We start from the raw sequence: 26,219 nt of genomic DNA, 5'->3' as shown, positions 1-26,219 counted from the left end.
CTTTTATATTCTTAAATAAGAAGGAGAAATCAAATGAAATTAACCTACAATGAAATCACAGTAAAGCACAATATCTTAATGGAAATTGGAAAACTGACTCTGCCAAGAAAGGTTTCTGTTGCTATAGCCAGAAATCTTATTAGACTGGAAAAAGAATTGAAATTAGCCGAAGAGCAGCGTGCGGATATTGCAGATCGGTATGCCGCAAAAGATGAGAATGGGAATTTTGTTCTGGATAAAGAAAAATATACCTTTCAGACTGTTGCAGATGAAAAGTCCTTCTTAGAAGAAGCAAAGGAACTGAATGAGATGGAAGTGGAAGTACAGATTATGAAATTTCAGGCGGAGGAACTGGAGCGGTGCGAACAGGTGGAACGGTATGCCATTTTAACACCGCTGCAGGAGGCTGCACTGGAATGGATGGCCAATTATGGTGATCAGATAGAGAAATAATCACAATGGGCAAATCTACAAGTAAACAAGCCGCTTACAGAGAGGCAGGCGGCAGTAGCTCTGCCCAGGGAGGAATTGCATGAAAGAAATAATAACCCAGACATACGTAATCGTTCTGCCGATTTTACTTGGATATATTGTCTGGCTGTTAAAAAGACAGAAGCAGGACCGTGATGCTAATAGCAAGGGAACCATGCTCCTGCTTCGTGTGCAGCTGATAGATTATCATGATAAGTGGACAGACCGGGGATATGTAACCCGGCATGGTCTGGAAAACTTTTTGGAGATGTATGGGGCGTATCATGCACTTGGGGGGAATGGCATGGTCACCCACATGCTGGATGAAATCAGGCAGCTGCCAATTAAAGATTAGTAGGAGGAAACATATGATTAACTGGAAAGTAAGAGTAAAAAACAAAACATTTTGGGCAGCACTCATCCCGGCCGTGCTGGTACTGGCACAGGTCATTTTGGCACTATTTGGCTTGACGCTTGACATTACAGATCTGCAGGAAAAGCTTCTGGCAGTGGTAAATGCTGCCTTTGTACTGCTGGCCGTGCTTGGTATTGTAGCGGACCCCACCACAAAAGGGGTATCCGACAGTGCGCAGGCCCTTACATATAGCTGTCCAAAAGCTGACGAATTTAAAGAGGTAGAAGATCTGACGGAGGATGAAATAGAATCGGTTGATAAGCCGGAGAAATGATATTAAGATAAAAACAGAACAATCGTGACAGGGTGTGTTGGCCTTCCATTTTACATAGATGGGAGGTGGTACTGATGAACAATTTTGATTTTAAAGATCTAATGGCGTTTGCCATGTTCATCTTATCGCTGCTGACCTTCATTCATTTGATTAGTCATTAGTGCATAGAAAAACCACCCTCAAAGTCTTGGCGGACTGGGTGGAATTTCAAAATTTCTTATTGGTCAACCACTTTGGCGGTTGTTCTTTCTAATTGCATTATAAGGCACAAAACAAAATTTTTCAACTATTTTTAGAGAGCTTGGAGACAGGCTCTCTTTTTTCTCTATAGGAAATACCGTGTTGTGATAAAGCTGAAAAGTACCGATTCCTATAGAGCAAAAAACGCTCCGCTGATGATCGCACTGCGGCGGAGTGGAATCATGTTGTTTACGCAACCCGCCGCAGGCGGAGAATCCTGCCGTGGCAGGATTCTTATTTTTACTGCGAAAACGCAGCGGAAAGGATAATTATGGCAAAATATAATGTACATGCCGGTCACGCGGCATCAGGGAAAAAATACTGTGGAGCAGTAAGCTTACTGAATGAATCAAAGGAGAACCGGTTAATTGCAAAGGAGATCATCCGCCTGTTAAAGGCAGCCGGGAATACCGTATATGATTGTACGGTGGACAGCGGCAGCAGCCAGGCCAATGTATTATCCAAGATTGCAAAGAAGTGTAATGCACATACCGTTGACTTTGATTTTTCCATCCACTTAAATTCCGGAAGAAAAGATAAAAAGGGTGACAAAAAAATAGGCGGATTTGAAGTCTGGCTGACTGATACCGGAAAGGGTAAGGAAGATCTGGCCAGCCGGATTCGAAAAGAAATGAAAGCCCTTGGATTTACAGACCGGGGGACCAAGAAAACATCCGGACTATATATTTTAAATCATACTAAAGCACCGGCGCTTTTGCTTGAGATCTGCTTTGTGGATGATAAGGACGATTATAACCTGTACAAAGAGGTGGGATATAAAAGAATTGCCCAGGCTGTTGTAACAGGCATTACCGGTAAGACGGTCAGTGCCGGCTCAGCAGAGACGAAACCAGCAGAATCGAAACCATCTGGGTCAAAGCCGGCAGCAGCCGGCAAGCCGGAAGCGGCCAAGAGCTACAATAAATCTTACGGCCGGAAATATACAACAACTGCCAAGCTGAATTTAAGATCAGGAGCCGGAGAAAATAAAGAGATTATTACAACCATCCCAAAGGGAAAGAGCGTGAACTGCTATGGCTATTACACAAATAACGGCAGCACGACCTGGCTGTATGTGCAGTATGGGAATAAAACAGGCTACTGTTCGAAAGCATATTTGAAGTAAATAGCCCAGGAATGTGTACAATTATTGGAGTTTTTTTGAATTGTAAATAGGACCGGATTTCTCCGGTCCTGAAATATTGTATCATCTTCAAGTCCTATGGTTGACAGTGTCAACCTGTTGTCAACCGTGTATAAAACATTCAACCGTATTATAAAAAATCATAAGAATTTCCTGAGCAACAGGAATCCTTCAATCCCTGATTTTTGCTGAAAAAATAGTAATGATAAGTATACATATAATACATCCACAGGATGTTATTCCAAAATACGAGCCATGCTGACATCATATGAAAGCCTGGCGGATAAGGCCGCCAGGCTTTCGGGGGAAAACATGAAAAAGATTTTATTTTGTTTACAGTTAAAATCATAGCGAAAAACTGTGACCGGTTTATGGAAGTACTGTGAAGAGTTTGTGAAAAATAGGAAGACCGGGAGAAGCAAAATATCCGGATTAAAAATAAAAGCCCGGCAGAAGGACCGCCGGACTTTAAAAGGAAGTTATGAAAAAGATTTTACAAAGGTTATTATAGGTATATTTTGTGACGGGAATATGACTGGTTTGTGAAAGAGCTGTGAAGGATATTTGGATGTCAGGAAAAGTGATATTAAAAATAGATCACTTATCATTAAGGGCAGTATTGTTGACTTTTAATTTAATAAAAAAGTGGCAGGAACATATCTGCTCGATTTTTTATGGCTGATATGATATAAATCTGCTTTTGAAATAAAAAGTTCTGTGATACACTGAATTTGATTTTACAGGGACTTTAAAAATTTTTAAATTCGGATTCTCGATATAGAAAGAAGTAAAAAAGGATGAAAAAAGCATACACAAAGTATATAGCGGCATTGCTGCTGTTTGGTTCTAATGGTCTGGTGGCAGAACAGATCAGTCTTGGCAGTTATGAGATTGTATTTGTAAGAACATTGACAGGTACTGCTTTTCTGCTGGGAATGTTTTTGCTGGCAAAATACAGATTCAGTTTCTTTCAAAATAAAAAGCATTGTTTATTTCTATTGCTGTCAGGTGCAGCTATGGGGGCCAGCTGGATGTTTTTATATGAAGCGTATCAGCAGATTGGCGTCAGTATGGCGTCACTGGTCTACTACTGTGGTCCTGTGATTGTTATGATTTGTTCGCCGCTGGTGTTTAGGGAAGCATTGACCTGGCCCAAGCTGACTGGGTTTTGCTGCGTTTTACTGGGGATATTTTTAGTAAATGGAAGTATGATTCAAAACAAAGGCAGCAGCTGGGGATTGATCTGCGGTGGAATGTCCGCTCTTATGTATGCTGTTATGGTGATATGTAATAAAAAGGCAGTATCTGTTACCGGTCTTGAAAATTCATTGATTCAGCTGGCGTCGGCTTTTCTGACAGTAGCAGTATTTACGGGTATGAAACAGGGGACTGCTTTGCGGATGGAAACCAACGACTGGGTGCCGGTTTTGGTTCTTGGAATTATAAATACAGGGATTGGGTGCTGGTTCTATTTTTCATCTATTGGCAGTCTTCCTGTGCAGACAGTAGCGGTTCTTGGATATCTAGAACCGCTGTCCGCGGTGATTTTATCTGTTTTGATTTTAAAAGAGCAGATGTCTGGACGGCAGATTCTTGGGGCATTACTGATACTTGGCGGTGCGGTGTTTGGAGAAGTATTTTTTAGAGGTAAGGAGAAATATTTATATGCATCTCAGAGAATATCAGAGAAATGATCTAGAAGAGATTTTAAGGCTGTTTTATGATACAGTACATATCGTAAATGCACAGGATTATACGAGAGAACAGCTGGATGTGTGGGCTTCTGGAAACGAAGATAAAGAAAGCTGGCACAGGTCATTGCAGGAACATTACAGTATTGTAGCAGTAGAGGATGGACAGATCATAGGATTTGGAGATATCCTCAATGACGGTTATCTGAACAGATTGTTTGTCCACAGGGATTATCAGCAGAGGGGCGTTGGAGGAGCTATATGCCGGCAGCTGGAATGTTATCCAAAGCAGAGCAGCCCTAAAGGGCTGCTGACTGTTCATGCATCGGTTACGGCAAAGCCGTTCTTTGAGGCCAGAGGATATCGGGTGGTGAAAAAACAAACTGTACAGCGTAAGGGAATCCTGCTGACGAACTATTTTATGGAAAAATCAGATAAAAGGATTTGATTTTTGTATTTCTGAGATTTCAGTCTGAAGCATTTTCAGGAACAGGGCTGAAGCCTTTGAAAAAACCTGATGCTTCTGCCAGACAATATTTAACCCGGATTTTAAAACCGGTTCAAATGGACGGAAGGCTAATTTACTATTCCCTGCGGTATTTAAAAGCTTGTCAAGGCAGAGCGCATATCCAAGGCCCTCCTCCACCATTAGAGAGGCATTGTAAATAAGATTATAAGTTGCGACAATATTCAGCCTGCCAAAATCCTGTCCCAGCCATCCGGATAATTCGTTTCGTACCAATGTCTGACGGGAGCAAAGCAGGGGAAGATCTGTCAGATCCTCAGGACGGATGCTGGGGCGGGAAGCCAGAGGGCAGTCCTTTGGCATAAGAAGCCCCCAGGTATCGGCGGCGGGGAGCTTTAGATAATCGTACTTTTGAATGCTGGCAGGTTCAATAAGGACGCCAAAATCCAGCAGTCCTTTGTCCAGACGTTCGGTTACATCCTCTGCGTTGCCGCTGAACAGATGATATCGGACATTTGGGTATTCCCTCTGCATGTTATTTGCAGCCCGGGCGATTATGCGCATGGCATCCGTTTCTCCGCCGCCGATATAAATATTACCGCTGATAATTTCGTCAGACTTTTTAAAGTCCGCTTCTGTTTTATCTGCAAGGTCTATAATTTCCTGCGCCCGTTTGCGCAGAAACATTCCTTCCTCTGTAAGCGAAATTTTCCGGCTGCCCCGGATAAAAAGCTGTTTTCCAAGTGTATCTTCTAGTTCCATCAGCTGTTTGGAAAGGGTTGGCTGTGTAATATGAAGAGCTTTTGCGGCGGCAGTAATGCTTTCCTCGCGGGCAACAGTCAGAAAATAACGTAATACTCTAAGTTCCAATAAAATTCCTCCTGTATGAATAAAATGAAATCGTTTATCAGTTTCTATTATTCTATCTGTAAATTACCATTCTTGTAAACTATAAAATAATATGAAATCTATCTATTTGTTCTAAAAAAACAGAACCTCTATAATAAAGTTTATAATTAATGAATATTAACTAATGAATATAAAATAAGGCAGAGAGGGAATCAGATGGATTTAAAGGAATATTTGGATAACTTAAATAAGGGATTAACGGTGCAGCCCGGTTCAGAGATGTATGCATATATGAACGCTGTCAGTCAGGAGGCTATGCGCATTACCATGGAATTAAATACTTCATACCATACACCGGAGGAAATACGGGAATTATTTTCAAGGCTTACAGGTAAGAAAGTAGATGATTCTTTTGGCATGTTTCCGCCATTTTATACAGACTGCGGAAAAAATATAGAGGTAGGAAAACATGTTTTTATAAATTCCGGATGCAGGTTTCAGGATCAGGGGGGAATCCGAATTGACGACGGAGCCTTTATCGGCCATAATGTAGTACTTGCAACATTGAATCATGACTTTTCACCTGACAGGCGGGCGGCTTTGTATCCTGCACCTATTCACATAGGAAGAAATGTATGGATTGGAGCAAATGTAACAGTGCTGCCAGGGGTTACGATAGGAGATCATTCGGTAATAGCTGCCGGTGCTGTGGTATCAAAAGATATTCCTGAAAATGTAGTGGCAGCAGGTGTTCCGGCCAGGGTTGTGAAAACAATTAAGGAAGCGAAAGCTGGACAGGCAGAAAAAGAAAAGTTTTTGTAATATACTTTTATGCTTCTGTATGGTAAGATTTCCATAATAACAGATTGTGATTTTGTGCAGTCCTTTGGGACTGGTAAAAGCAGGAGAGGATGATTATGGCAAAATACAAATGCAGTGTATGCGGTTACATTTTTGATGAAGAAAAAGAGCAGAAGGGGATTGAGGAACTTAAGCAGTGCCCTGTCTGTCACCAGGAGCGAAAAGTATTTGAGAAAATGGAAGAGAAAGGGGAGCCTGTCATAGGAGAAGCCCGTACGGTTACATCATTGGATTATCCGGAAGCTTATGTAAGACGGGATGATTCCGTGCGCTATATGAAAGAGATTCATCAGATGGCGGTCAGCGGCAGTACCATCATAGAGGCCATGGGGACACAGATGCCGATGCCGGACTGGGACGATATTTTGGTGCTGGGAGCCCAGTTAAATCCTATGCCCCTTTCTGAACATGCGCCGGTAAATACTTATACTGTGGTTGGAAAGCATGCAAGAAAGCCGCTGATACTGGAAAATCCGGTATACATATCTCATATGTCTTTTGGAGCATTGTCAAAAGAAACGAAAACGGCTCTGGCAATGGGCAGTGCTATGGCCGGCTCTGCCATGTGCAGCGGAGAAGGGGGAATTCTGCCGGAAGAGATGGAGGCTGCGGATAAGTATATTTTTGAATATGTACCGAACCGTTATAGCGTGACGCCGGAGAATCTGCGAAATGCCGATGCCATTGAGATTAAAATCGGACAGGGAACAAAGCCGGGGATGGGAGGACACCTGCCCGGGGATAAAGTTACCCCTGAAATAGCAAAAATCCGTAATAAACCTCTGGGCCAGGACGTTATTAGTCCGTCAAGATTTCCGGGAGTTGACAGTAAAGAGGATTTAAAAGAGCTGGTAGAACAGCTTCGGTTTGCTTCAGAAGGGCGTCCCATAGGAATAAAAATTGCAGCGGGCAGGATTGAAAAGGATCTGGAATACTGTGTATATGCAGAGCCTGATTTTATCACGATAGATGGAAGAGGAGGCGCTACAGGGGCAAGTCCCAAACTGGTTCGGGATGCTGCAAGTGTTCCAACTGTTTTTGCGCTTTACCGGGCGAGAAAATATCTGGATTCCATACATTCAGATATATCCTTGATTATAACAGGAGGTTTTCGCGTATCTTCCGATGTGGCAAAGGCGCTGGCAATGGGTGCCGATGCAGTTGCGGTTGCCTCTGCCGCGTTGATGGCAGCAGCCTGTCAGCAGTATCGGATCTGCGGGACAGGAAAATGTCCTGTGGGAATAGCGACTCAGGATTCGGAACTGCGATCCAGATTTAAAACGGAAGCTGCAGCGAAACGGGTAGGTAATTATTTGAATGTAATGCTTTCAGAGCTGAAAACCTTTGCCAGAATAACCGGGCATGAGAATCTCCATGATATATCCGTGGATGATCTTTGTACTGTCAGCAGAGAAATATCCGAATTTACAAATATACCTCACGCATAATGTGAGTGCTTACAAGAGAGTCTTTCTTCAAATTTGGAGAAAGGCTCTCTTATTAATTGAGAATGATTGGGCAGTTTTTTAGGGAAGACTCTGGAACAGGATAATTAACGTTCGTGTTTAGTGATGGATTTTGATGCCGGTATTTTAATCTGTAGTATTCTTAGAAAACAGTTCAGCGATATTTTCGGCAGGCGCGCTGCAGGTATTATTTTGGCACAGATAGTAACGGGTTCCTTTTGGAGGAAGCGGGTAATTTGCAGTAAATGGTGCAAGCCTGGCCAGGGGCGCTTCATTCTCAGGAGATTTAAATAGTACGGTAAGATTAGTTCCTGTGTACATTCTTAAAAATTCCATTGCCTCATCTGGCATGCTGGGTTCTGAAGATACGCAGATTAATTCTGCGGAAGGATATAAAACATGACACATGGCATCCAGAGAAGAACAGTATGCTGCGGGGGCATCAGCCATGGAAGATGCCAGAAAAACGAACTGTTTATCTCTGGCTGAGCTCCAGGATTCTTCACCGGTAACAGCCGCAAGTAAGGCAAGTACATGAGCGGCAGCAGAGTTTCCGGAAGGGACTGCTCCGTCATAAGTTTCTTTGGGCCGGACAATCAGAGGTTTTGAATCATTGGCGTAAAGATAAAAGCCGCCGTCATTTTTATCCCAGAACAATTCCATCATCCGCCGGGCAGTGTGCTCCGCTTTTTTTAGATATTCAAATTCAAAAGTATAGAAATAAAGCTCCAGCAGTGCTTTGGCATAAAAAGCATAATCGTCTAGCAGCCCTTCGTGAGGGGTTCTGTAACAGATGTACAGCCTGCCGTCTGGTTTGCACAACTGCTGTTCAAGAAAACGCTGGGCTTTTTTTGCCGCCTGCAGATACTTTGGATTTGCGCAGTAGAATCCGGCTTTTGCCAGGGCGGAAATCATCATTGCGTTCCAGGAGGTAAGGATTTTATCATCCTTATGCAGACAATGCCGGGCCAGACGATAAGAATAGATTTCTTTGCAGAGCGGTTCCATCTCTTTGTTCAGGAAATTTTTCCGTCCAATGAGGTTTGGAATATTTTTTCCCTCAAAGTTGCCGGATTCCGTAATGTGAAACCATTCACAGAAGCGGCGGCCGGATGTTGTACCCAGATACTGAATAATTTCCCCGGGAGTAAGGAGGTAGTAGCTTCCTTCGGTTCCGCCGCTGTCAGCATCCTGTCCACAGTAAAATCCACCCTTTGGGTCTGTCAGTTCTCTGAAAATATAATCGGCAGTTTTTTGAATTACGTGCAGGCAGAAGGCTCTGCCGGTTTGATGATAGGCAGTGGTATATGCATCTATCAGAAGGGCATTGTCATAAAGCATTTTTTCAAAGTGAGGAATCAGCCAGGTATCGTCAGTAGAATACCGGGAAAATCCACCTCCAATATGATCAAAAATTCCGCCCTGAAACATATTTTCCAGGGTATGGACGGCACAGTGCATGGCATCATCATCTCCTGTAAGCACGGCATAATGCATCAAAAACATAAGATTATGGGGTGCGGGGAATTTCGGGGCCCTGCCAAATCCTCCCCATTGGGGATCAAAGGTACTCTTTAACATGGAAACGCCCTTTAAAATCAGATATTCATCGGGAAGGGTTCCGTTTGAGTATGCAGTTTCCTGCAGCAGCAAGGTCATATGTTCACCGGCTGCAAGAAGCCTGCCGCGCTGTTTTTCCCACATTTTTGCAATATGGGGAAGCAGTTCTAAAAGACCGGCATTTCCATAGCGGGAAAATTTCGGAAAATAGGTGCCGGCATAAAAAGGTTTCTGGTCCGGCGTCATAAAAATAGTCAGAGGCCATCCGCCGGAGCCGGTAAAAGCCTGGCAGGCGGCCATGTAGACGGCGTCAATATCCGGCCGCTCTTCACGGTCAACTTTTATGGAGATAAAGTACCGGTTTAAGAGCTCTGCTGTCTCGGAATCCTCAAAAGATTCCCGGGCCATAACGTGGCACCAGTGGCAGGTAGAATATCCGATACTTAGAAAAATAGGCTTATCTTCTGCTCTGGCCTTATCAAATGCTTCCTCACACCAGGGAAACCAGTGAACAGGATTGTCTGCATGCTGTTGCAGATAAGGCGATGTTTCAGTTTTTAAATGATTCGGCATGTGAAAATTCCTCTCTGTTTTAATGGCTGATGTGTATATTATTCCTGTTTGCCGGGATATTAACACAGATTACGGGCAGAATATGTAAAAAAAGTTGATGGAGGAAAACAATGGAATCAGTATGGTCTAAGACTTGCAGTATCAGTAAGAGGGAGTCATTAAAGAGAGATATACAAACAGAAATAGCGGTAATTGGCGCGGGGATGGCCGGGATTCTTACGGCTTATTATCTTCAAAAAGCAGGGAAAAAGGTTGTTGTACTGGAAGCAGCCCGTATTGCCAGCGGACAGACCAGAAACACAACTGCGAAAATTACATCTTTGCACGGCATGATTTACCGGGAACTGACAGACAGTCTGGGAGAGGAACGGGCCAGATTATACGGGCAGGCAAATGAAGAGGCTGTTGCTGAGTACAAACGTCTCATTGAGGAGCAGAAGATAAGCTGTGATTTTGAAGAACAGGATGCCTATATATATTCTGAAAGCAGGAAAGATATGGAGCAGGAGGCTTTGGCGGCAGAGAATCTGGGGCTTCCAGCTCAGCTGATAACAGATTTGAAACTTCCGGTGCCATTTCAGGCGGCAGTGCGATTTTCACATCAGGCACAGTTTCATCCTCTGAAATTTATAAAGGAGATTTCAGAGTCTCTTACCATTTATGAAAACTCCATGGCAAAAGAGGTAGAAGATCATGTAGTTAAAACGGATGAGGGCTCTGTGAGAGCTGACCAGATTATATTCGCATGCCACTTTCCATTTATAAATTTTCCTGGAATGTATTTTGCAAAAATGCATCAGGAGCGTTCTTATGTTATTGCGCTTGAACAGGCGGGCCATATAAACGGGATGGCCATTGGCCAGGGAGAACATCCATATTCTTTTCGTAATTATAAACAACTGTTATTTGTGGGAGGTGAAAACCACCGGACCGGAGAAAATACAGAGGGCGGCCGGTATCATGCTTTGAAGATGAGGGCAAAGGAATGGTTTCCTGAAAGCAGGGAGGCGGCCTGCTGGTCTGCCCAGGATTGTATGACAGGGGATCATGTTCCCTATATCGGTCAGTATGCGGCAGGGAAACCGGACTGGTATGTAGCCACCGGGTTTGGAAAATGGGGGATGACACATTCTATGGTATCTGCACTGCTTTTAAGGGATTTGATACTTGGAAAGGAGAATCCCTATGCAGAAGTTTTTGATCCGGGCCGTTTTTCCATGGAAAATATTCCGGAAATGGCCGGTGAAGGCGGACAGGCTGTGAAAGGACTGGTAAGAAGGATTTTTCAGATTCCGGATGAGACTGTAAAAGAGCTTGAGGCAGACCACGGAGGAATTGTAGAGCTGGACGGAGAAAAGGCCGGTGTATACAAAGACAAAGAAGGAAATGTTTACGCGGTGGATATCCGGTGTCCTCATATGGGATGTCAGCTGGAGTGGAATCCCGATGAAAAAAGCTGGGATTGTCCGTGTCATGGTTCTAGGTTTGACTATCAGGGGAATTTAATATCAAATCCGGCACAGGAGGGAATTGCACATGAATAATTATTTCAGCGGATGGTATTTTAAGTGTCAGGCAGGACAGGATACCATTGCAGTAATACCGGCCTTTCATATAACAAATGGAAAGCGAAGCTGTTCTATACAGCTGATAACAGATGACGGCGCATGGAATGTTCCTTTTTTTGAGCGGGAGCTTCGGGGAAGCAGAACAGATCTTCCCATGGCAATTGGTGATAATCTTTTTCTGGAAAAGGGAATCCGGCTGAATATTCATACGGAGGAACTGGATGCTGTAGGCAGACTCCGGTTTGGAGAGCTTTCTCCTATTCGCTATGATATTATGGGGCCTTTTTGTATGGTGCCCTTTATGGAGTGCAGACACCGTGTGCGCAGTATGAATCATGTGGTAAATGGAAAGCTTAAAATAAACGGGAAAAGTTATCAGTTTGAAAATGGCAGCGGTTATATTGAAGGAGACTGCGGCCGGTCTTTTCCAAAAGAATATGCCTGGACACAGTGTACCTTCCGGGAAGGCTCACTAATGCTGTCTGTTGCAAAGATTCCTATGGGGCCTTTTGGATTTACAGGAATTATCAGTGTGATTCACTGGCGGGGAATGGAGTATCGGCTGGCAACGTATCTGGGAGCAAAAGTGGAGAAAATCGGCTGGGGAACCATAGTAATCCGCCAGGGGAAATACACACTGACGGCGAGACTTGTGGAGAAAAAGTCGCATCCGCTGTATGCGCCAAAGGGCGGCGCCATGACACGGGTGATTCATGAAAGCGCATCCTGTCATGCATTTTACCGGTTTCAGGAGGAGGACAGGACGCTTTTCGCCTTTGGTTCTGATCAGGCGGCTTTTGAATATGAGTATCAGGATAAAGTATAGTATTTATTGACATAGAAAATCTTCTTTCGTATAATCTATTCATAAAAACACTTATAGATTTGGAAAGGCTGTCCATCCATAAGGGCAGCCTTTCGTAATGAGGAGAAACGGTGAATGAGTCAATATAAAGAAGTAGTGATTGGGAAGAAGTCTTTAAAATATCCTGTAGTACAAGGAGGGATGGGGATTGGAGTATCTCTTGGAACCCTTGCAGGGAATGTGGCAAAAGAAGGTGGTGCGGGGACCATATCAGCTGCCCAGATAGGATTTCGGGAACCGGATTTTTATACAAATGCGGAAGCTGCGAACTTAAGAGCTATTGAAAAAGAGATTCAGACTGCAAGAAAAATTGCTCCCACAGGAGTAATCGGCATTAATATTATGACTGTTACAAAGGAGTATGAAGCACAGGTTAGAAAGGCAGCGGAATGCGGCGTGGACTTTATTGTTTCGGGAGCGGGACTGCCGGTAAAGCTTCCGGAATATGTGAAGGATTTTGATGTGGCGATTATCCCTGTAGTATCTTCTTTAAGATCAGCCCAGGTATTGATAAAGATGTGGCAGAAGCGTTACCAGAGGCTGCCGGATGCAGTGGTGATCGAGGGGCCTAAAGCAGGAGGCCATCTGGGATTTCTGCCGGAGCAGCTTGAGGATATCAGCGATGAAGAATTTGAAGCAGAAGAGTGCAGAATTATACAGTATATAAGAGAGCTTGGAGAGGCTAATCAGATATATATCCCGGTGATTGTGGGGGGAGGCGTGAATACTGCTTCTGATTTAAAGCATCATCTGGAGCTTGGGGCAGATGCCATTCAGGCAGCTACAAAATTTGTGACTACTAAGGAGTGCGATGCACATCCGTTATATAAAGAAGCATACATAAACTGTCAGAAAGAGGATATCTGTATTATTAAAAGCCCGGTAGGGATGCCGGGACGTGCAATTTTCAATCATTTTCTGGACCAGGTTAAAAAAGGGCTTCGCCCCGTACAGAGATGCTATCGCTGTATGGGAGCCTGTAATCCGGCAAAAGCGCCTTACTGTATTACAGAAGCGCTGATTCATGCCGTGAAAGGGGAGCTGGAGGAAGGCTTGATTTTCTGCGGGGCAGATGCCTTTCAGGCAGCCAAGATTACAACAGTAAAGCAGGTTATGGAAGAACTGACACAATAAATTAGGCGGCTGCGCCAATATTTTGCATTTTTGGTACTTTTTTTGGCTTTTTTGTAATAAGAAACCAGCTTCGTTGACACCAAATTGCAATTAAATTATAATGAAAAACAGAGTGTAAAAGCAGGGAAATGGGTGAAATTCCCATACAAGTCCGTTACTGTAAAAGTCAGATACCGTGTTACATTTTGTTGACATTTTGCGGCAACCGAAGTGTCATATAATCGGGAAAAGAAAACCGTTGTCGGAAGACAGCGGTTTTTTTTGGGGGATTTATATATGAAGCATAAGACCGGAATTGAAGAGTATTTCATTTTAAAAGACGGAAAAAAACTCCGGTATGGGTATACTACCGGTACCTGTGCAGCAGCTGCTGCCAAGGCGGCGGCAAAGATGCTGCTTTCCGGGGAGACAGTGGAAGAGGCGGCGATACAGACCCCCAAGGGAATTTTGCTGAGACTATTGATTGAGGATATTCAGCAAAGGCCCGGGAGAGTCAGCTGCGCAGTAAGAAAAGATGGCGGGGATGATCCGGATGTTACGGATGGAATCCTTATTTATGCACAGGTCTCACTGACGGAAGAATCGGAAGGTATTTCGTTAGACGGCGGGATTGGAGTTGGCAGAGTAACAAAGGCGGGGCTTTCGCAAAAAATCGGGGAAGCGGCTATCAATCCGGTGCCGGGAAAGATGATTTTAAATGAAGTCCGGCAGATCTGCCGGGAATATAATTATCAAAAGGGGTTGAATATTATAATTTCTGTGCCAGAGGGAGAACAGATTGCGAAACGGACGTTTAATCCGAGGCTTGGCATTACCGGAGGGATTTCCATTCTGGGGACAAGCGGGATTGTAGTTCCTATGAGCGAGGATGCTCTCATTGCCAGTATCCGGCTGGAGATGAAGATGCTGGCAGAGGCAGGTGCTCAGTATCTTGTCATCACACCGGGAAATTACGGACAGGTGTTTTCACAGCAGGAGATGGATATTGATCTGACTTTTTCCATGAAGTGCAGCAATTATCTGGGAGAAACGCTGGATATGGCGGCGGAGCTGGGAATACAGGGAATTTTATTTATCGCCCATATTGGGAAATTTGTAAAAGTATCCGGCGGTATTATGAATACACATTCCCGAAATGCAGACTGCCGGGCAGAGCTGCTGGCAGCCCAGGCTTTCCGGGCAGGGGCCCAAGGGAAAGTGATACAGAATATTCTGGATTCGGTTACCACAGAAGAAGCTGTGCAGATCTTAAAGGCAGCCGGGTGTCTAAAAGAGACAATGGAAATCACGGCGGAAAAGATTCAATTTTATATGGACCACAGAACCAGAGGAGATATAAAGACCGCAGCCATTATTTTCTCCAATGTGGAGGGACGGCTTGCAGATACAAAAAATGTGCTGGAGTTATTACAGTGTATAGAACAACAGCGAAAGGAACACAGAAAATGAGAGGAAAATTAACAGGAATCGGTGTAGGACCAGGGGACCCAAAGCTGCTGACCATCAAAGCCCTTGAGGCGGTCAGAGACAGTGATGTAGTAGCTGTTCCGGGAGAGGAACCAAAAGATTCCGTGGCATATCAGATTGTAGAGCAGATTTATCCGGAGCTGGCCGGTAAAGTGCTGCTGCCGGTAAGTATGCCCATGACAAAGGATCCGGTAAAGCTGGAGGAAAATCATGAGAGGGGAGCAAATGCTGTCAGAGCGTTTTTGGATGAAGGAAAACAGGTGGTGTTTTTAACTCTTGGGGACCCGTCGGTATATTCTACCTATCTGTATATCCATAAAAAGGTGCAGGCGGCAGGATATGAAACAGAAATTATCAGCGGGATTACATCCTTTTGCGCGGCTGCGGCCCGGTTAAATATCGGCCTTGTGGAAAAAGCGCAGCAGCTTCATGTGATACCGGCTTCTTATCAGATAGAGGAGGCCCTTAAACTTCCGGGAACTAAGGTTTTGATGAAAGCCGGAAAAAAGATAGAGCAGGTAAAAAAAGTGCTGCAGCAGCAGGATGCACAAGTGGTGATGATTGAAAACTGCGGGATGCCGGGAGAAAAGGTTTATTACGGTGCGGATGCGATTCCAGAGGATGCAGGCTATTATTCATTGATTATTGTAAAGGAGAAATCATGATACATTTTGTGGGAGCAGGTTCCGGGGCGCCGGACCTGATTACAGTCAGAGGAAAAAAATATCTGGAGGAAGCAGATATTATTATCTATGCAGGTTCATTAGTAAATCCGCAGCTGCTTGAGTACGCAAAGCCGGGAGCAGAAATTTATAACAGCGCGAAAATGACGCTGGAAGAAGTGCTGGAGGTAATGATAACTGCGGAACAGAATCAGAAGATGACAGTTCGCCTTCACACCGGGGATCCAAGTCTTTACGGAGCTATCCGGGAACAGATGGATGTACTGGATGAAAAACAGATTGCATACGATTACTGTCCGGGGGTGAGCTCTTTTTGCGGAGCGGCATCGGCTCTGAATCTGGAGTATACGCTGCCTGACGTATCTCAGAGTGTTATCATTACAAGAATGGCCGGAAGAACCCCTGTACCGGCGAAGGAAAGTATTGAGAGCTTTGCCGCTCATCAGGCTACTATGGTTGTATTTTTAAGTACCGGTATGCTGGAGGAGCTAAGCAGACGTCTGATAGAAGGCGGATATCAGCCGGATACGCCAGCAGCCATTGTTTATAAAGCAACCTGGGAGGATGAGAAAACCTTTGTGTGTACCGTGGATACACTGGCAAAAACAGCGGCGGAGCACAATATTACAAAGACTGCGCTGATGATTATCGGTGATGTGGTGGCCCATACCCGTTATGACCGTTCAAAACTGTATGATCCCGGATTTACCACAGAGTTTCGGGAAGCATCTGAGTAAATCGGCCGGGGAAGGCCGGATGTCATATAAAGGAGGGATAAGCCTGTGAAAGCTTCTGTAATTTGTTTTACGCCAGGAGGGCTGGCCGTAGCAAAAGATGTGGTAAACAGCTTAGAAGAGAAGGGATATGAAGCTGTTCTTTCTGTGAAGAGCCGTTATATGACAGACTGTGAAGATGCCTCTGTGCAGATTTTAAATGGTACGCTGGCAGATTGGACAGAGCAGGCTTTTGAAACCTCGGAGCTGATTGTGTTTACAGGAGCCTGCGGAATTGCGGTGCGGGCCATTGCTCCATTTGTAAAAAGCAAGCGGTATGATCCGGCGGTGCTGGTAGTGGACGAAGGAAAACAGTTTGTAATCTCTTTATTATCCGGACATCTGGGAGGAGCCAATGAGGCAGCTTGGGAGCTGGCAAAAAATCTGGGAGCTGTTCCGGTAATTACAACTGCAACGGATGTAAAAGAGCGGTTTGCAGTAGATGTGTTCGCAAAACAGAATCATCTTTGGATCTCGGATATGAGCCTGGCGAAAGAGGTATCGGCCAGACTGCTGAGAGACGAAGACATTTTTGTGACAGCAGACGAAGAAGCACAGCGGCATTTGGAAGGGATAAAATTTCCCCGGGGTCTGAATTATTTAAAATGGGACGAACAGGCAGCTGCTGAATACGCAAAAAAAGAATCTTTGTGGATTCACCTGGGTGTTCAAAAGCGCAGAGAACTGCCGGATGCCACGCTGTACCTGGTACCAAAGCAGACGATTCTTGGGATCGGCTGCAGGAAAGGTACCACTCTTTACGCCATCGAAGAGATGATTGAAGAGTGGTTAAATACCTGGGGGATATTTAAAGAGTCTGTTTGTGCAGCGGTTTCCATTGATCTGAAAAAAGAAGAGCCGGGGCTGGCAGAGTTTACCTGCAGGCAGCAGATTCCCTTTTGGTGTTACAGCGCTGATGAATTAAAAGGCGTATCGGGGGATTTTCAGTCCTCTCCTTTTGTAGAATCTGTTACCGGAGTGGATAATGTCTGTGAGCGCAGCGCGGTGCTGGGAGCGGGCAATGGAAGATTAATTATGAAAAAACAGGGAAAATGCGGCGTCACAGCTGCCTGTGCCGTCAGAGACTGGAGGATAAGCTTTGAATAAATTATATGTAATAGGAATCGGACCCGGAGAATATGAGCAGATGACACTTCGTGCCATCCATGCATTAGAACAGAGTGATGTAATTATCGGATATACGGTATATGTAGATCTGGTCCGGGAACATTTTTTGGAAAAAGAGTTTTTGACAACGCCTATGACAAAAGAAGCAGACCGATGTGTTATGGCTTTTGAGGAGGCACAAAAAGGGAAAACGGTATCAATGATCTGCAGCGGTGATGCCGGAGTCTATGGAATGGCCGGACTGATGTATGAAATCGGGGTTCGCTATCCAGAAGTTGAGCTCGAAATTATTCCGGGGGTCACCGCCGCAACCGGCGGTGCCGCAGTTTTAGGAGCACCGTTAATCCATGATTTCTGCCTGATCAGCCTCAGTGATCTTTTAACACCATGGGAGAAAATTGAACAGAGGCTTCTGATGGCAGCGAAAGGGGATTTTTCCATTGTACTGTATAATCCATCCAGTAAAAAAAGAGCGGACTATTTAAAAAAAGCCTGTGATCTTATGCTGACTTATAAAAGCGGCAAGACAGTCTGCGGTATCGTCTCCAATATTGGAAGAGACGGGGAAAGCTGCCGGGTTATGTCTTTGGAAGAACTGAGGGACACAGCGGTTGATATGTTTACCACAGTATTTATCGGTAATTCCCAGACAAGGGAGCTGGAGGGCAAAATGGTAACCCCAAGAGGATATCGGAATGTATAAGGTATTTATTTTTGCAGGCACCAGGGAAGGGCGGATGGCAGCGGAGTATTTGAATGAGGCCGGAATTATGTGCCGGGTATTTGCGGCAACAGAATACGGCGGCAGTCTGCTTCCCAAAGGTCCCTGCTGCCATGTGTCCGCAGAGCGTCTGACATCGGAGGAGATGGCGGTACAGATGGAGCAGCTTTCCAAAGACGGTATTGTAATAGATGCCACTCACCCTTATGCTCAGGCTGTGACGGACAATATCAGAAAAGCATGTGAACAATCCGGGAAACAATATCTTAGAGTACTCAGGGACAGCGCGGATGTATCCGGTCTGGGGGCAGAAAACCAGACGGTTTTTGTGAAGGATACAGCATCAGCCGTTGAATTCCTTGGGGGGACGCAGGGAAATGTACTGGTGACTACCGGCAGCAAAGAGCTGCATTTATTTACCGGTCTGCCGGGATATAAAGAGCGCATTTTTGCCAGAGTTTTGTCTCTTCCAGCAGTGGCAGCCGAATGTGCAGCCCTGGGATTTGAGGGGCAGCATCTGATCTGTATGCAGGGGCCATTTTCAAAAGATTTAAACAAGGCGATGCTGCATCAGATTAAGGCACGATGGATGGTAACAAAAGAATCCGGAAGCAGCGGCGGATTTGCAGAAAAGGTAAAAGCAGCGGAAGAGTGCGGCTGTGGTCTGGTTGTAATCGGAAGGCCCCCACAGACAGAAGGAATCTCTTTGTCTGAGTGTCTGCACATTCTGGGAGAAAAATTCGGCCTGGCTGTAAAGGAACAGCCGGATGCGAAGGGGACAAAAGTAACGCTGGTGGGCATTGGAATGGGCGCAGAGGCGACTATGACAAAAGAAGCGAAAGATGCAGTCAGCAGTGCGGAATTGCTGATCGGTGCCGCAAGAATGCTGGATGGATTTGGAACAGAGGGACAGGACAAATTTGTTTCCTATAAACCGGAAGAGATACGGGATTATATTGTAAAGCATCCGTCATATCAGCGTGTAGCTGTACTGCTCTCAGGAGATACCGGATTTTACAGCGGGGCCAAAAAGCTTCTTCAGCTGATTGACGGGGATACGGAAGTAATCTGCGGGATTTCTTCTATGATTTATTTTGCCGGAAGGCTGAAAACAACCTGGGAAGATATTCTGCCGGTAAGTCTTCATGGAAGAAGCTGTAATATCATTGGCTTATTAAAAGAGCATCCCCGCATTTTTGCACTGGCAGGAAGTGAAAAAATCTGCGGCCAGATCTGCAGAAAACTCACAGAGTATGGAATGGGAGACACACAGGTATCGGTGGGAGAAAATCTTTCTTATGAAAATGAAAAGATTATCCGGGGTTCGGCAAGGGAGCTTGCGGATATCCACACAGACGGCCTGTGCGTGATGCTGTTAGAAGCGCAGAAAGAAAGAGAGCATGTAGTAACTCATGGAATTTCAGATGATGAGTTTTTGCGGGGCAGTGTTCCCATGACCAAAGAAGAGGTCCGGAGTGTTTCTCTTTCAAGACTGCGCCTTACCGCCCGTTCCGTTGTATATGATGTGGGAGCAGGAACAGGTTCTGTTGCCGTGGAGATGGCGATGCAGGCGGTTTGTGGAAAAGTATACGCCATTGAAAAGAATCCGGAAGGGGTGGAACTGATCCGCCAGAATAAGCGGAAATTTCGGACAGATAATCTCGAAGTTATTGAAGGAACAGCGCCGGAAGCTCTTATAGATCTGGAACCTCCAACACATGCATTTATTGGCGGTTCATCCGGAAATCTCAGGGAGATTTTAGAGCTGTTGTTAAAGAAAAATCCCTCTGTCCGGATTGTGATGAATGCGATTACTCTGGAGACAGTGGGAGAAATGCTTTCCTGTATCAAGGAGCTGCCCTTTCAGGATGTGGAGATTACATCTTTGAGTGCGGCCCGGTCAAAAAAGGCAGGCAGTTACCATCTGATGATGGGCTTAAACCCGGTGACGATTGTTTCAGCAGCCGGGGATGCAGGAGCGTTTGAGAAATAAGGAGAATTAGATGAAGGGACGTTTTTTGCTGACAGCAGGAGCCAGCGGAAGTGGAAAGACGCTGCTGACCTGCGGGATTATGCAGGCTCTGAAACGCAAGGGCGTATCCATTGCGTCTTTTAAGTGCGGGCCGGATTATATAGATCCCATGTTCCACAGCCGTGTTCTGGGAACAAAAAGCAGAAATCTGGATACGTTTTTTGCAGACAAAAGTGTCGTGTGCTGGCTGTTGGAGCAAAACAGTAAAGAGTGTGATCTGGCAGTGTTAGAAGGTGTTATGGGATATTATGACGGTGTAGCAGGGACCACTGTAAGGGCTAGTGCCTGGGAGGTGGCGGATGCCACGGATACGCCGGCAGTTCTGATTGTCAACAGTAAAGGAATGAGCGTATCATTAGTGCCCTATATCAAAGGATTTCTGGAATATAAGAAAAATAGTCATATCAGGGGCGTGATTTTAAACCGTATGTCTCCGATGCTGTATCCAAGAATGAAAGAGCTGATCGAATCACAGCTTCCTGTGAAGGTGGCAGGATACGTGCCGGAGCTTTCTGACTGTGTTCTAGAGAGCAGACATCTGGGGCTTGTGCTTCCTGGCGAGATTACCGGACTTAGAGATCAGCTGTACCGTCTGGCGGATGTGCTGGATACATCTATTGAGTGGGAGGTACTTTCAGAGATTGCCGGGGAGGCGCCAAAGCTGTATACAGAAAAACCTGAGTTTGTAAAACGTGCAGAAAAGTTATGCAGGTATGTCCGGATTGGAGTGGCTAAAGATGAGGCATTCTGCTTTTTCTACAAGGATAATCTGGAACTGCTGGAAAAAATGGGAGCTGAACTGGTATGGTTTTCACCGCTGCATGATAAAAAAATTCCGGAAAATATTCACGGTCTGATGTTTCACGGAGGATACCCGGAATTGTATGCGGAAAAGCTCAGCAAAAATCAAACTATGCGGGATTCTGTCCGGGAAGCTGTTTTACAGGGAATGCCCTGTATGGCGGAATGCGGCGGATTTATGTACCTGCAGGAACAGATGGAAGATATGGAGGAAAGGTCCTGGCCTATGGCAGGGGTAATACCCGCAAGGGCATACCGGACAAAAAAACTTGGCCGTTTTGGATATATTACGCTGGAAGGCGGTACGGTATTTGGAAAAGAGACAGGACCTGTGCCGGCGCATGAATTCCACTACTTTGATTCTGACGGCTGCGGGCAGGCGTTTACTGCCAGAAAACCCCAGAGCAGCCGGAAATGGGAATGCATACACAGTACGGAGAATCTGCTGGCGGGATTTCCACATCTTTATTTTTACGGAAATTCTAAAACTGCGGAGGCGTTTGTATTGGCCTGCGATAAATTTAAAAAAAGGAATAACTTATGATTTGGATGACATTAGCCGTTTTATTAGGCTTTTTCATAGATTTGCTGCTGGGGGATCCAAGATTTATTTACCATCCGGTCTGTATTATTGGAAACGGCATCGCAGCGGGAGAGAAGCTGCTCCGGAAAATCTTTCCCGGCACAAAAGCCGGAGAGCGGGCGGCGGGAATCCTGCTTGCCATTTGTGTGGTAATATGTTCTGCGGCAGTTCCGGCAGTGATTTTAATATTGCTTTACCGGCTGTCTTTTTGGGCGGGATTCGCAGTGGAAACTATTTTCTGCTGGCAGCTGTTAGCCACAAAGTCTTTAAAAACAGAGAGCGGGAAAGTGTACACAGAGCTGGAGAGGGGAACCCTTCAATCTTCCCAGAGGGCAGTTGCCATGATTGTAGGAAGGGATACTCAAAATCTTGACAGAGCAGGAGTTTCTAAAGCTGCGGTGGAAACTGTGGCAGAAAATACGGCGGACGGAATTATCGCACCACTGTTTTATATGATGATAGGCGGAGCGGTGTTTGGGTTCGCCTATAAAGCCATAAATACTCTGGATTCCATGATTGGCTATAAAAATGATACGTATCGCTACTTTGGCACCTTTGCCGCCAGAATGGATGATGCAGCCAACTATATTCCGGCCCGGCTGGCAGCTGGGTTGATGATTATATCAGCCTATTTAACCGGATTTGATGGGCGGGGGGCTGCCAGAATTTATAAAAGAGACAGAAGAAATCATAAAAGCCCCAATTCTGCTCAGACGGAATCCGTGATGGCTGGTGCTTTGAATATTCAGCTGGCAGGAGATGCCTGGTACTTTGGAACGCTGCATAAAAAGCCCTTCATCGGGGACGATATCCGTCCGGTGGAAGCAGAGGATATCCGGCGGTCCCATAAGCTGATGTACGGAACGGCAATTTTAAGTGCGGCAGTGTTTGCGGCTGTTCGTCTGTTGGTGCTGGGGATATTTATTAAGTTTACATAAAGTATCAGGAGGAAGTAAAATGAATCAACATATACATGGTGGAGATGTTTATCGTTATCCGGATATTCTGGATTTTTCTGCCAATATCAACCCTTTGGGAACTCCTGAATCAGTGATAAAGGCGGCGGAAAAAGGTTTGCATAAAATAGAACATTATCCGGATGTGAAAAAAGAGGAGCTGGTGACAGCTCTTTCTGTCTATGAGCAGCTTCCCAGGGAATTTATTATCTGTGGGAACGGGGCCGCGGAATTGATTTTTGCTGTTGCATGGGCGAAGAAGCCAAAAAAGGCGCTGCTGGCAGTGCCCACGTTTGCAGAGTATGAGCAGGCCTTAAAAAGCACAGGATGCCAGATCGAATATTTTTATTTAAAAGAAGAAGAAGGGTTTGCTGTTACCGAAAAAATTCTGGAACAGATTACCCCAGAACAGGATATTCTTTTTTTATGTAATCCAAACAATCCAACCGGAGTTTTAATAGATCTGGTGCTGCTGGATGAGATTTTAAAAGCCTGCAGAAAATGTGGAGTTTTTCTGGTACTGGATGAATGCTTTGTGGACTTTTTGGAGTGTCCGAAAAAGGCTGAAAAAAAGGCGCATCTTACGGAGTTTGAGAACTTGTTTATCTTAAAAGCCTTTACAAAACGGTATGCCATGGCAGGGCTGAGGCTTGGATACGGACTTTGCAGCAATCAGCAGTTTCTTTGGGATATGCACTCTGTGATGCAGCCCTGGAATATTTCGATTCCGGCTCAGGAGGCTGGTGTGGCGGCCTTAATGGAAGAAAATTATGTAAATCTGGCCAGAAAGCTTGTACAAACAGAGAGGAACTATTTAAAAGGAGAATTATGTAAACTTGGACTGCGTGTTTATGATTCCAGAGCAAATTATCTGTTTTTCCGGGGGCCGAAAGGACTTGGAAGGCGTATGCTGGAGCAGAAAATTATGCTTCGTGACTGCAGTAATTATCCGGGGCTTTCCGGAGGGTATTACAGGATTGCTGTGCGGACACACAGGGAAAATGAGAAACTGGTTTCCTGCATGAGACAGGTGCTGAAGGAAGCGGCGGATTGTGGTATTTAAAATAATAATATAAATCGGTACGGGTGCAGAATGTGTGCAGATGCACGTACAAAAGCGAAGAGATGCAGATAAGCTCTTTCGGGAAATGGGGGAAACATGGCAAAAGCGATTATGATACAGGGAACAATGTCAAATGCAGGAAAAAGCCTGCTGGCGGCGGGATTATGCAGAATATTCTGGCAGGACGGCTATAAGGTTGCGCCTTTTAAGTCCCAGAATATGGCCTTAAATTCTTTTATTACAGAAGAAGGGCTTGAGATGGGAAGAGCTCAGGTGATGCAGGCGGAATGCTGCAAGATTAAGCCTTCCGTTCTAATGAATCCGATTTTGTTAAAGCCTACCAATGATACCGGCTCCCAGGTAATTGTCAATGGTGAAGTGATAGGAAATATGAGCGCCAGAGAATATTTTGCAAAAAAGAAAAGCCTTGTTCCGGAAATTATGAAGGCTTATAGCAGGCTGGATGAAGAGTATGATATTATTGTAATAGAAGGAGCCGGCAGTCCTGCAGAAATCAATTTAAAACAGGAAGATATTGTAAACATGGGAATGGCCAAAATGGCCAATGCACCGGTACTGCTGGTGGGAGATATTGACAGAGGCGGTGTGTTTGCACAGCTGATCGGGACAACGACACTTTTGGAAGAAGACGAGCGCAGGATGGTTAAGGGGCTTATTATAAATAAGTTCCGGGGAGATAAAACTATCCTGGATCCTGGTATCCATATGCTGGAAGAAAGAAGTAAAATTCCGGTTGTAGGGGTGGCGCCGTATATGAATATTGAAGTAGAAGATGAAGACAGCCTGACCCAGCGTTTTGACAGAAATCAGGAGGTGGGCCAGATTGATCTTGCTGTGATACGGTTGCCAAGAATTTCGAATTTCACAGATTTTAATCCATTCGAAAGTATGCCCGGTGTATCTTTGCGCTATGTACAGCATGTATCGGATTTGAAAAATCCGGACCTGATCTTTCTGCCTGGTACAAAAAATACCATGGATGACCTGAAATGGCTTCGGGAAAGCGGTATGGAGGCGGCAATTTTAAAGCAGGCTGCTCTGGGAAAAGTGATCTTTGGCGTATGCGGAGGATATCAGATGCTGGGGGAGACACTTAGTGACCCCCATGGCATAGAAGCAAAGGGAAGTATGAAGGGACTTGGACTTTTGCCCATGGATACCGTATTTGAACAGGAAAAAACAAGAACAAGGGTTAGGGGGGCATTTTTAGATCTTCCGGGAGACCTTGCTGATCTTTCCGGAACACCTCTGGAAGGATATGAAATCCATATGGGAAGCAGTATGCCCAAAAAGCAGACGAAAGCTGCAGTTTCCCTGGAAAATTATGCGGAAGCTGTAAATCATCATTCTGGTTATGGAGAAAAAACAGATGGGGCTGCCCTGGGAAATGTATACGGGACTTATGTCCATGGCGTATTTGATAAAGATGGCGCAGCGAAAAAGATTGTCCAGGCTCTGGGAAAGAAAAAAGGAATTGATACGGCGCAGATTACAGGGATTGATTTTGGAGAATTTAAGGAATCTCAGTATAATATACTGGCAGAAGAGCTCCGGAAGCATCTTGATATGGAAAAAATATATGAGATTTTAGAACAGGGAATCTAAAGAATTGGTCTGCATTTTAGAAATAAAAAGCTGCAGGCAAAAAAAGTTTGAAAAAGTGTGAGGAAAAGTTATAAATTAAAGCATACTACAGAAAGCGGACCTTATCTGCCGTTTTCGGAACAGGATTGTAAAATGAAAGTAGAATTGGAAAATATTAAACCACAGGACATTGAAAAGAGGAGCTTTGAGATTATTACAGAAGAGCTGGGAGAGCGCACCTTTGCTCCGTCTCAGGAGCTGATTATCAAGCGGTGTATTCATACAAGTGCGGATTTTGAATATGCGGACTCCCTTTGTTTTTCCCCGGAAGCGGTGCAGCTGGCTCTTAAGGCTATTCAAAACGGTGCCTGCATTGTAACGGATACTCAGATGGCAAAATCCGGTATTAATAAAAAAGTGCTGGCAAAATTTGGCGGTGAAGTTTATAACTTTATGTCTGATGAGGACGTGGCCCAGGAGGCAAAAAGCCGTGGAATTACAAGGGCGGCCGTCTGCATGGAAAAGGCTGCGGCACTTGATAAAGAACTGATATTTGCCGTTGGAAATGCGCCTACTGCTTTAGTACGTCTGTACGAATTGATTCAGGAAGAAAAAATCCGGCCCCGGCTGATTATCGGTGTTCCGGTTGGTTTTGTAAATGTAGTACAGTCCAAGGAACTGATTATGGAGACTGATGTGCCGTATATTATTGCAAAAGGCAGGAAAGGCGGCAGTAACATTGCGGCGTGTATCTGCAATGCGCTTTTGTATATGCTCAGCAAAGACCGGAACTGATTTTTCGTTTCCGTCCTGTGAAAATAATGTATATT

General features: G+C 45.0%; 24 protein-coding genes and 1 riboswitch. Of the genes, 22 read left to right on the top strand and 2 right to left on the bottom strand.

Features of this window, described 5'->3' with window-relative positions; genetic code table 11:
* Positions 1–33: 33 nt before the first annotated feature.
* The 6 genes from OCV88_RS13730 to OCV88_RS13705 all read left to right on the top strand — a co-directional run bounded on the left by OCV88_RS13730 (position 34) and on the right by OCV88_RS13705 (position 4,683).
* Positions 34–453: a hypothetical protein gene (locus tag OCV88_RS13730; protein ID WP_158426005.1), complete on the top strand. Its 420-nt coding sequence runs from the start codon at positions 34–36 to the stop codon at positions 451–453.
* Positions 454–532: 79 nt separating this feature from the next.
* Positions 533–826 carry a hypothetical protein gene (locus OCV88_RS13725; RefSeq protein WP_158426004.1) on the top strand — a complete coding sequence of 98 codons (294 nt, stop codon included), beginning with the start codon at positions 533–535 and terminating at the stop codon, positions 824–826.
* 13 nt (positions 827–839) lie between these two features.
* Positions 840–1,160, top strand: coding sequence for a phage holin (locus OCV88_RS13720; protein ID WP_158426003.1), 321 nt, complete (start codon positions 840–842; stop codon positions 1,158–1,160).
* Between the two features lie 511 nt (positions 1,161–1,671).
* Positions 1,672–2,526, top strand: a complete 855-nt coding sequence (locus OCV88_RS13715; RefSeq protein ID WP_158426002.1) for an N-acetylmuramoyl-L-alanine amidase — start codon at positions 1,672–1,674, stop codon at positions 2,524–2,526.
* Positions 2,527–3,341: 815 nt separating this feature from the next.
* On the top strand, positions 3,342–4,238 hold the full coding sequence (locus OCV88_RS13710) for a DMT family transporter (RefSeq protein WP_158426001.1): 897 nt from the start codon (positions 3,342–3,344) through the stop codon (positions 4,236–4,238).
* Positions 4,210–4,683 carry a GNAT family N-acetyltransferase gene (locus OCV88_RS13705; protein ID WP_158426000.1) on the top strand — a complete coding sequence of 158 codons (474 nt, stop codon included), beginning with the start codon at positions 4,210–4,212 and terminating at the stop codon, positions 4,681–4,683. The genes OCV88_RS13710 and OCV88_RS13705 overlap by 29 nt, the downstream gene beginning before the upstream one ends.
* On the opposite strand, the gene OCV88_RS13700 is transcribed toward OCV88_RS13705, so the two are convergent.
* Positions 4,666–5,571, bottom strand: a complete 906-nt coding sequence (locus OCV88_RS13700) for a LysR family transcriptional regulator (RefSeq protein WP_158425999.1) — start codon at positions 5,569–5,571, stop codon at positions 4,666–4,668. The two genes, OCV88_RS13705 and OCV88_RS13700, sit on opposite strands and share 18 nt — an antisense overlap.
* A gap of 195 nt (positions 5,572–5,766) precedes the next feature.
* Between OCV88_RS13700 and OCV88_RS13695 the strand changes: the two genes are divergently transcribed.
* Together OCV88_RS13695 and OCV88_RS13690 are read left to right on the top strand one after the other, a co-directional pair.
* Positions 5,767–6,372 carry a sugar O-acetyltransferase gene (locus OCV88_RS13695; protein WP_158425998.1) on the top strand — a complete coding sequence of 202 codons (606 nt, stop codon included), beginning with the start codon at positions 5,767–5,769 and terminating at the stop codon, positions 6,370–6,372.
* A gap of 95 nt (positions 6,373–6,467) precedes the next feature.
* Positions 6,468–7,859: a glutamate synthase-related protein gene (locus OCV88_RS13690; RefSeq protein WP_158425997.1), complete on the top strand. Its 1,392-nt coding sequence runs from the start codon at positions 6,468–6,470 to the stop codon at positions 7,857–7,859.
* Positions 7,860–8,003: 144 nt separating this feature from the next.
* Here the strand turns inward: OCV88_RS13690 and OCV88_RS13685 are convergent, their stop codons facing one another.
* Positions 8,004–10,010, bottom strand: a complete 2,007-nt coding sequence (locus OCV88_RS13685; protein ID WP_158425996.1) for a thioredoxin domain-containing protein — start codon at positions 10,008–10,010, stop codon at positions 8,004–8,006.
* A 110-nt stretch (positions 10,011–10,120) separates the two neighbouring features.
* Here OCV88_RS13685 and OCV88_RS13680 point away from each other — a divergent pair, with 110 nt between their 5' ends.
* The 14 genes from OCV88_RS13680 to OCV88_RS13615 all read left to right on the top strand — a co-directional run bounded on the left by OCV88_RS13680 (position 10,121) and on the right by OCV88_RS13615 (position 26,184).
* The gene (locus OCV88_RS13680; RefSeq protein ID WP_158425995.1) at positions 10,121–11,554 is read left to right on the top strand and encodes an FAD-dependent oxidoreductase; all 1,434 of its coding nucleotides are present in this window, start codon (positions 10,121–10,123) and stop codon (positions 11,552–11,554) included.
* On the top strand, positions 11,547–12,404 hold the full coding sequence (locus OCV88_RS13675; protein ID WP_158425994.1) for a tocopherol cyclase family protein: 858 nt from the start codon (positions 11,547–11,549) through the stop codon (positions 12,402–12,404). Before OCV88_RS13680 ends, OCV88_RS13675 begins: the two co-directional genes overlap by 8 nt.
* A gap of 114 nt (positions 12,405–12,518) precedes the next feature.
* Positions 12,519–13,577 (top strand): NAD(P)H-dependent flavin oxidoreductase, encoded by a 1,059-nt coding sequence (locus tag OCV88_RS13670; RefSeq protein ID WP_158425993.1) that lies wholly within the window; start codon positions 12,519–12,521, stop codon positions 13,575–13,577.
* 112 nt (positions 13,578–13,689) lie between these two features.
* A riboswitch (adenosylcobalamin-variant (AdoCbl-variant) riboswitch) is annotated at positions 13,690–13,761 on the top strand.
* Positions 13,762–13,853: 92 nt separating this feature from the next.
* On the top strand, positions 13,854–15,026 hold the full coding sequence (gene cbiD / locus OCV88_RS13665; protein ID WP_158425992.1) for a cobalt-precorrin-5B (C(1))-methyltransferase CbiD: 1,173 nt from the start codon (positions 13,854–13,856) through the stop codon (positions 15,024–15,026).
* Complete coding sequence (cobI, locus tag OCV88_RS13660; protein WP_158425991.1) at positions 15,023–15,709, top strand: precorrin-2 C(20)-methyltransferase; 687 nt, start codon at positions 15,023–15,025, stop codon at positions 15,707–15,709. Before cbiD ends, cobI begins: the two co-directional genes overlap by 4 nt.
* Entirely contained in the window at positions 15,706–16,464 is a 759-nt protein-coding gene (cobM, locus tag OCV88_RS13655) for a precorrin-4 C(11)-methyltransferase (RefSeq protein WP_158425990.1), read from the top strand. Before cobI ends, cobM begins: the two co-directional genes overlap by 4 nt.
* A gap of 45 nt (positions 16,465–16,509) precedes the next feature.
* Entirely contained in the window at positions 16,510–17,607 is a 1,098-nt protein-coding gene (locus OCV88_RS13650; RefSeq protein ID WP_158425989.1) for a cobalt-precorrin 5A hydrolase, read from the top strand.
* Complete coding sequence (gene cobJ, locus OCV88_RS13645; RefSeq protein ID WP_158425988.1) at positions 17,600–18,331, top strand: precorrin-3B C(17)-methyltransferase; 732 nt, start codon at positions 17,600–17,602, stop codon at positions 18,329–18,331. The genes OCV88_RS13650 and cobJ overlap by 8 nt, the downstream gene beginning before the upstream one ends.
* The gene (gene cobK / locus OCV88_RS13640; protein WP_158425987.1) at positions 18,324–20,342 is read left to right on the top strand and encodes a precorrin-6A reductase; all 2,019 of its coding nucleotides are present in this window, start codon (positions 18,324–18,326) and stop codon (positions 20,340–20,342) included. Before cobJ ends, cobK begins: the two co-directional genes overlap by 8 nt.
* Before the next feature lie 10 nt (positions 20,343–20,352).
* On the top strand, positions 20,353–21,726 hold the full coding sequence (locus tag OCV88_RS13635; RefSeq protein WP_158425986.1) for a cobyrinate a,c-diamide synthase: 1,374 nt from the start codon (positions 20,353–20,355) through the stop codon (positions 21,724–21,726).
* The gene (gene cbiB / locus OCV88_RS13630) at positions 21,723–22,703 is read left to right on the top strand and encodes an adenosylcobinamide-phosphate synthase CbiB (RefSeq protein ID WP_158425985.1); all 981 of its coding nucleotides are present in this window, start codon (positions 21,723–21,725) and stop codon (positions 22,701–22,703) included. Before OCV88_RS13635 ends, cbiB begins: the two co-directional genes overlap by 4 nt.
* 19 nt (positions 22,704–22,722) lie before the next feature.
* Positions 22,723–23,784, top strand: coding sequence for a pyridoxal phosphate-dependent aminotransferase (locus OCV88_RS13625; RefSeq protein WP_158425984.1), 1,062 nt, complete (start codon positions 22,723–22,725; stop codon positions 23,782–23,784).
* Between the two features lie 96 nt (positions 23,785–23,880).
* A complete protein-coding gene (locus tag OCV88_RS13620; RefSeq protein WP_158425983.1) occupies positions 23,881–25,410 on the top strand; it encodes a cobyric acid synthase in 1,530 nt (509 codons plus the stop codon).
* 132 nt (positions 25,411–25,542) lie between these two features.
* On the top strand, positions 25,543–26,184 hold the full coding sequence (locus tag OCV88_RS13615) for a precorrin-8X methylmutase (RefSeq protein ID WP_158425982.1): 642 nt from the start codon (positions 25,543–25,545) through the stop codon (positions 26,182–26,184).
* The last annotated feature ends 35 nt before the right edge of the window (positions 26,185–26,219 follow it).

The organism is Brotonthovivens ammoniilytica (assembly GCF_025566885.1).
In the GTDB taxonomy this organism is placed as follows: domain Bacteria; phylum Bacillota; class Clostridia; order Lachnospirales; family Lachnospiraceae; genus Brotonthovivens; species Brotonthovivens ammoniilytica.
This window is presented reverse-complemented; position numbering and strand designations above follow the sequence as displayed.

Excerpts from the sequence above, each read along its gene's own strand:
- OCV88_RS13730 (WP_158426005.1), top strand. The coding sequence starts at position 34 with ATGAAATTAACCTACAATGAAATCACAGTAAAGCACAATATCTTAATG.
- OCV88_RS13725 (WP_158426004.1), top strand. The coding sequence starts at position 533 with ATGAAAGAAATAATAACCCAGACATACGTAATCGTTCTGCCGATTTTA.
- OCV88_RS13720 (WP_158426003.1), top strand. The coding sequence starts at position 840 with ATGATTAACTGGAAAGTAAGAGTAAAAAACAAAACATTTTGGGCAGCA.
- OCV88_RS13715 (WP_158426002.1), top strand. The coding sequence starts at position 1,672 with ATGGCAAAATATAATGTACATGCCGGTCACGCGGCATCAGGGAAAAAA.
- OCV88_RS13710 (WP_158426001.1), top strand. The coding sequence starts at position 3,342 with ATGAAAAAAGCATACACAAAGTATATAGCGGCATTGCTGCTGTTTGGT.
- OCV88_RS13705 (WP_158426000.1), top strand. The coding sequence starts at position 4,210 with ATGCATCTCAGAGAATATCAGAGAAATGATCTAGAAGAGATTTTAAGG.
- OCV88_RS13695 (WP_158425998.1), top strand. The coding sequence starts at position 5,767 with ATGGATTTAAAGGAATATTTGGATAACTTAAATAAGGGATTAACGGTG.
- OCV88_RS13690 (WP_158425997.1), top strand. The coding sequence starts at position 6,468 with ATGGCAAAATACAAATGCAGTGTATGCGGTTACATTTTTGATGAAGAA.
- OCV88_RS13685 (WP_158425996.1), bottom strand. The coding sequence starts at position 10,010 with ATGCCGAATCATTTAAAAACTGAAACATCGCCTTATCTGCAACAGCAT.
- OCV88_RS13680 (WP_158425995.1), top strand. The coding sequence starts at position 10,121 with ATGGAATCAGTATGGTCTAAGACTTGCAGTATCAGTAAGAGGGAGTCA.
- OCV88_RS13675 (WP_158425994.1), top strand. The coding sequence starts at position 11,547 with ATGAATAATTATTTCAGCGGATGGTATTTTAAGTGTCAGGCAGGACAG.
- OCV88_RS13670 (WP_158425993.1), top strand. The coding sequence starts at position 12,519 with ATGAGTCAATATAAAGAAGTAGTGATTGGGAAGAAGTCTTTAAAATAT.
- cbiD (WP_158425992.1), top strand. The coding sequence starts at position 13,854 with ATGAAGCATAAGACCGGAATTGAAGAGTATTTCATTTTAAAAGACGGA.
- cobI (WP_158425991.1), top strand. The coding sequence starts at position 15,023 with ATGAGAGGAAAATTAACAGGAATCGGTGTAGGACCAGGGGACCCAAAG.
- cobM (WP_158425990.1), top strand. The coding sequence starts at position 15,706 with ATGATACATTTTGTGGGAGCAGGTTCCGGGGCGCCGGACCTGATTACA.
- cobK (WP_158425987.1), top strand. The coding sequence starts at position 18,324 with ATGTATAAGGTATTTATTTTTGCAGGCACCAGGGAAGGGCGGATGGCA.
- OCV88_RS13635 (WP_158425986.1), top strand. The coding sequence starts at position 20,353 with ATGAAGGGACGTTTTTTGCTGACAGCAGGAGCCAGCGGAAGTGGAAAG.
- cbiB (WP_158425985.1), top strand. The coding sequence starts at position 21,723 with ATGATTTGGATGACATTAGCCGTTTTATTAGGCTTTTTCATAGATTTG.
- OCV88_RS13625 (WP_158425984.1), top strand. The coding sequence starts at position 22,723 with ATGAATCAACATATACATGGTGGAGATGTTTATCGTTATCCGGATATT.
- OCV88_RS13620 (WP_158425983.1), top strand. The coding sequence starts at position 23,881 with ATGGCAAAAGCGATTATGATACAGGGAACAATGTCAAATGCAGGAAAA.
- OCV88_RS13615 (WP_158425982.1), top strand. The coding sequence starts at position 25,543 with ATGAAAGTAGAATTGGAAAATATTAAACCACAGGACATTGAAAAGAGG.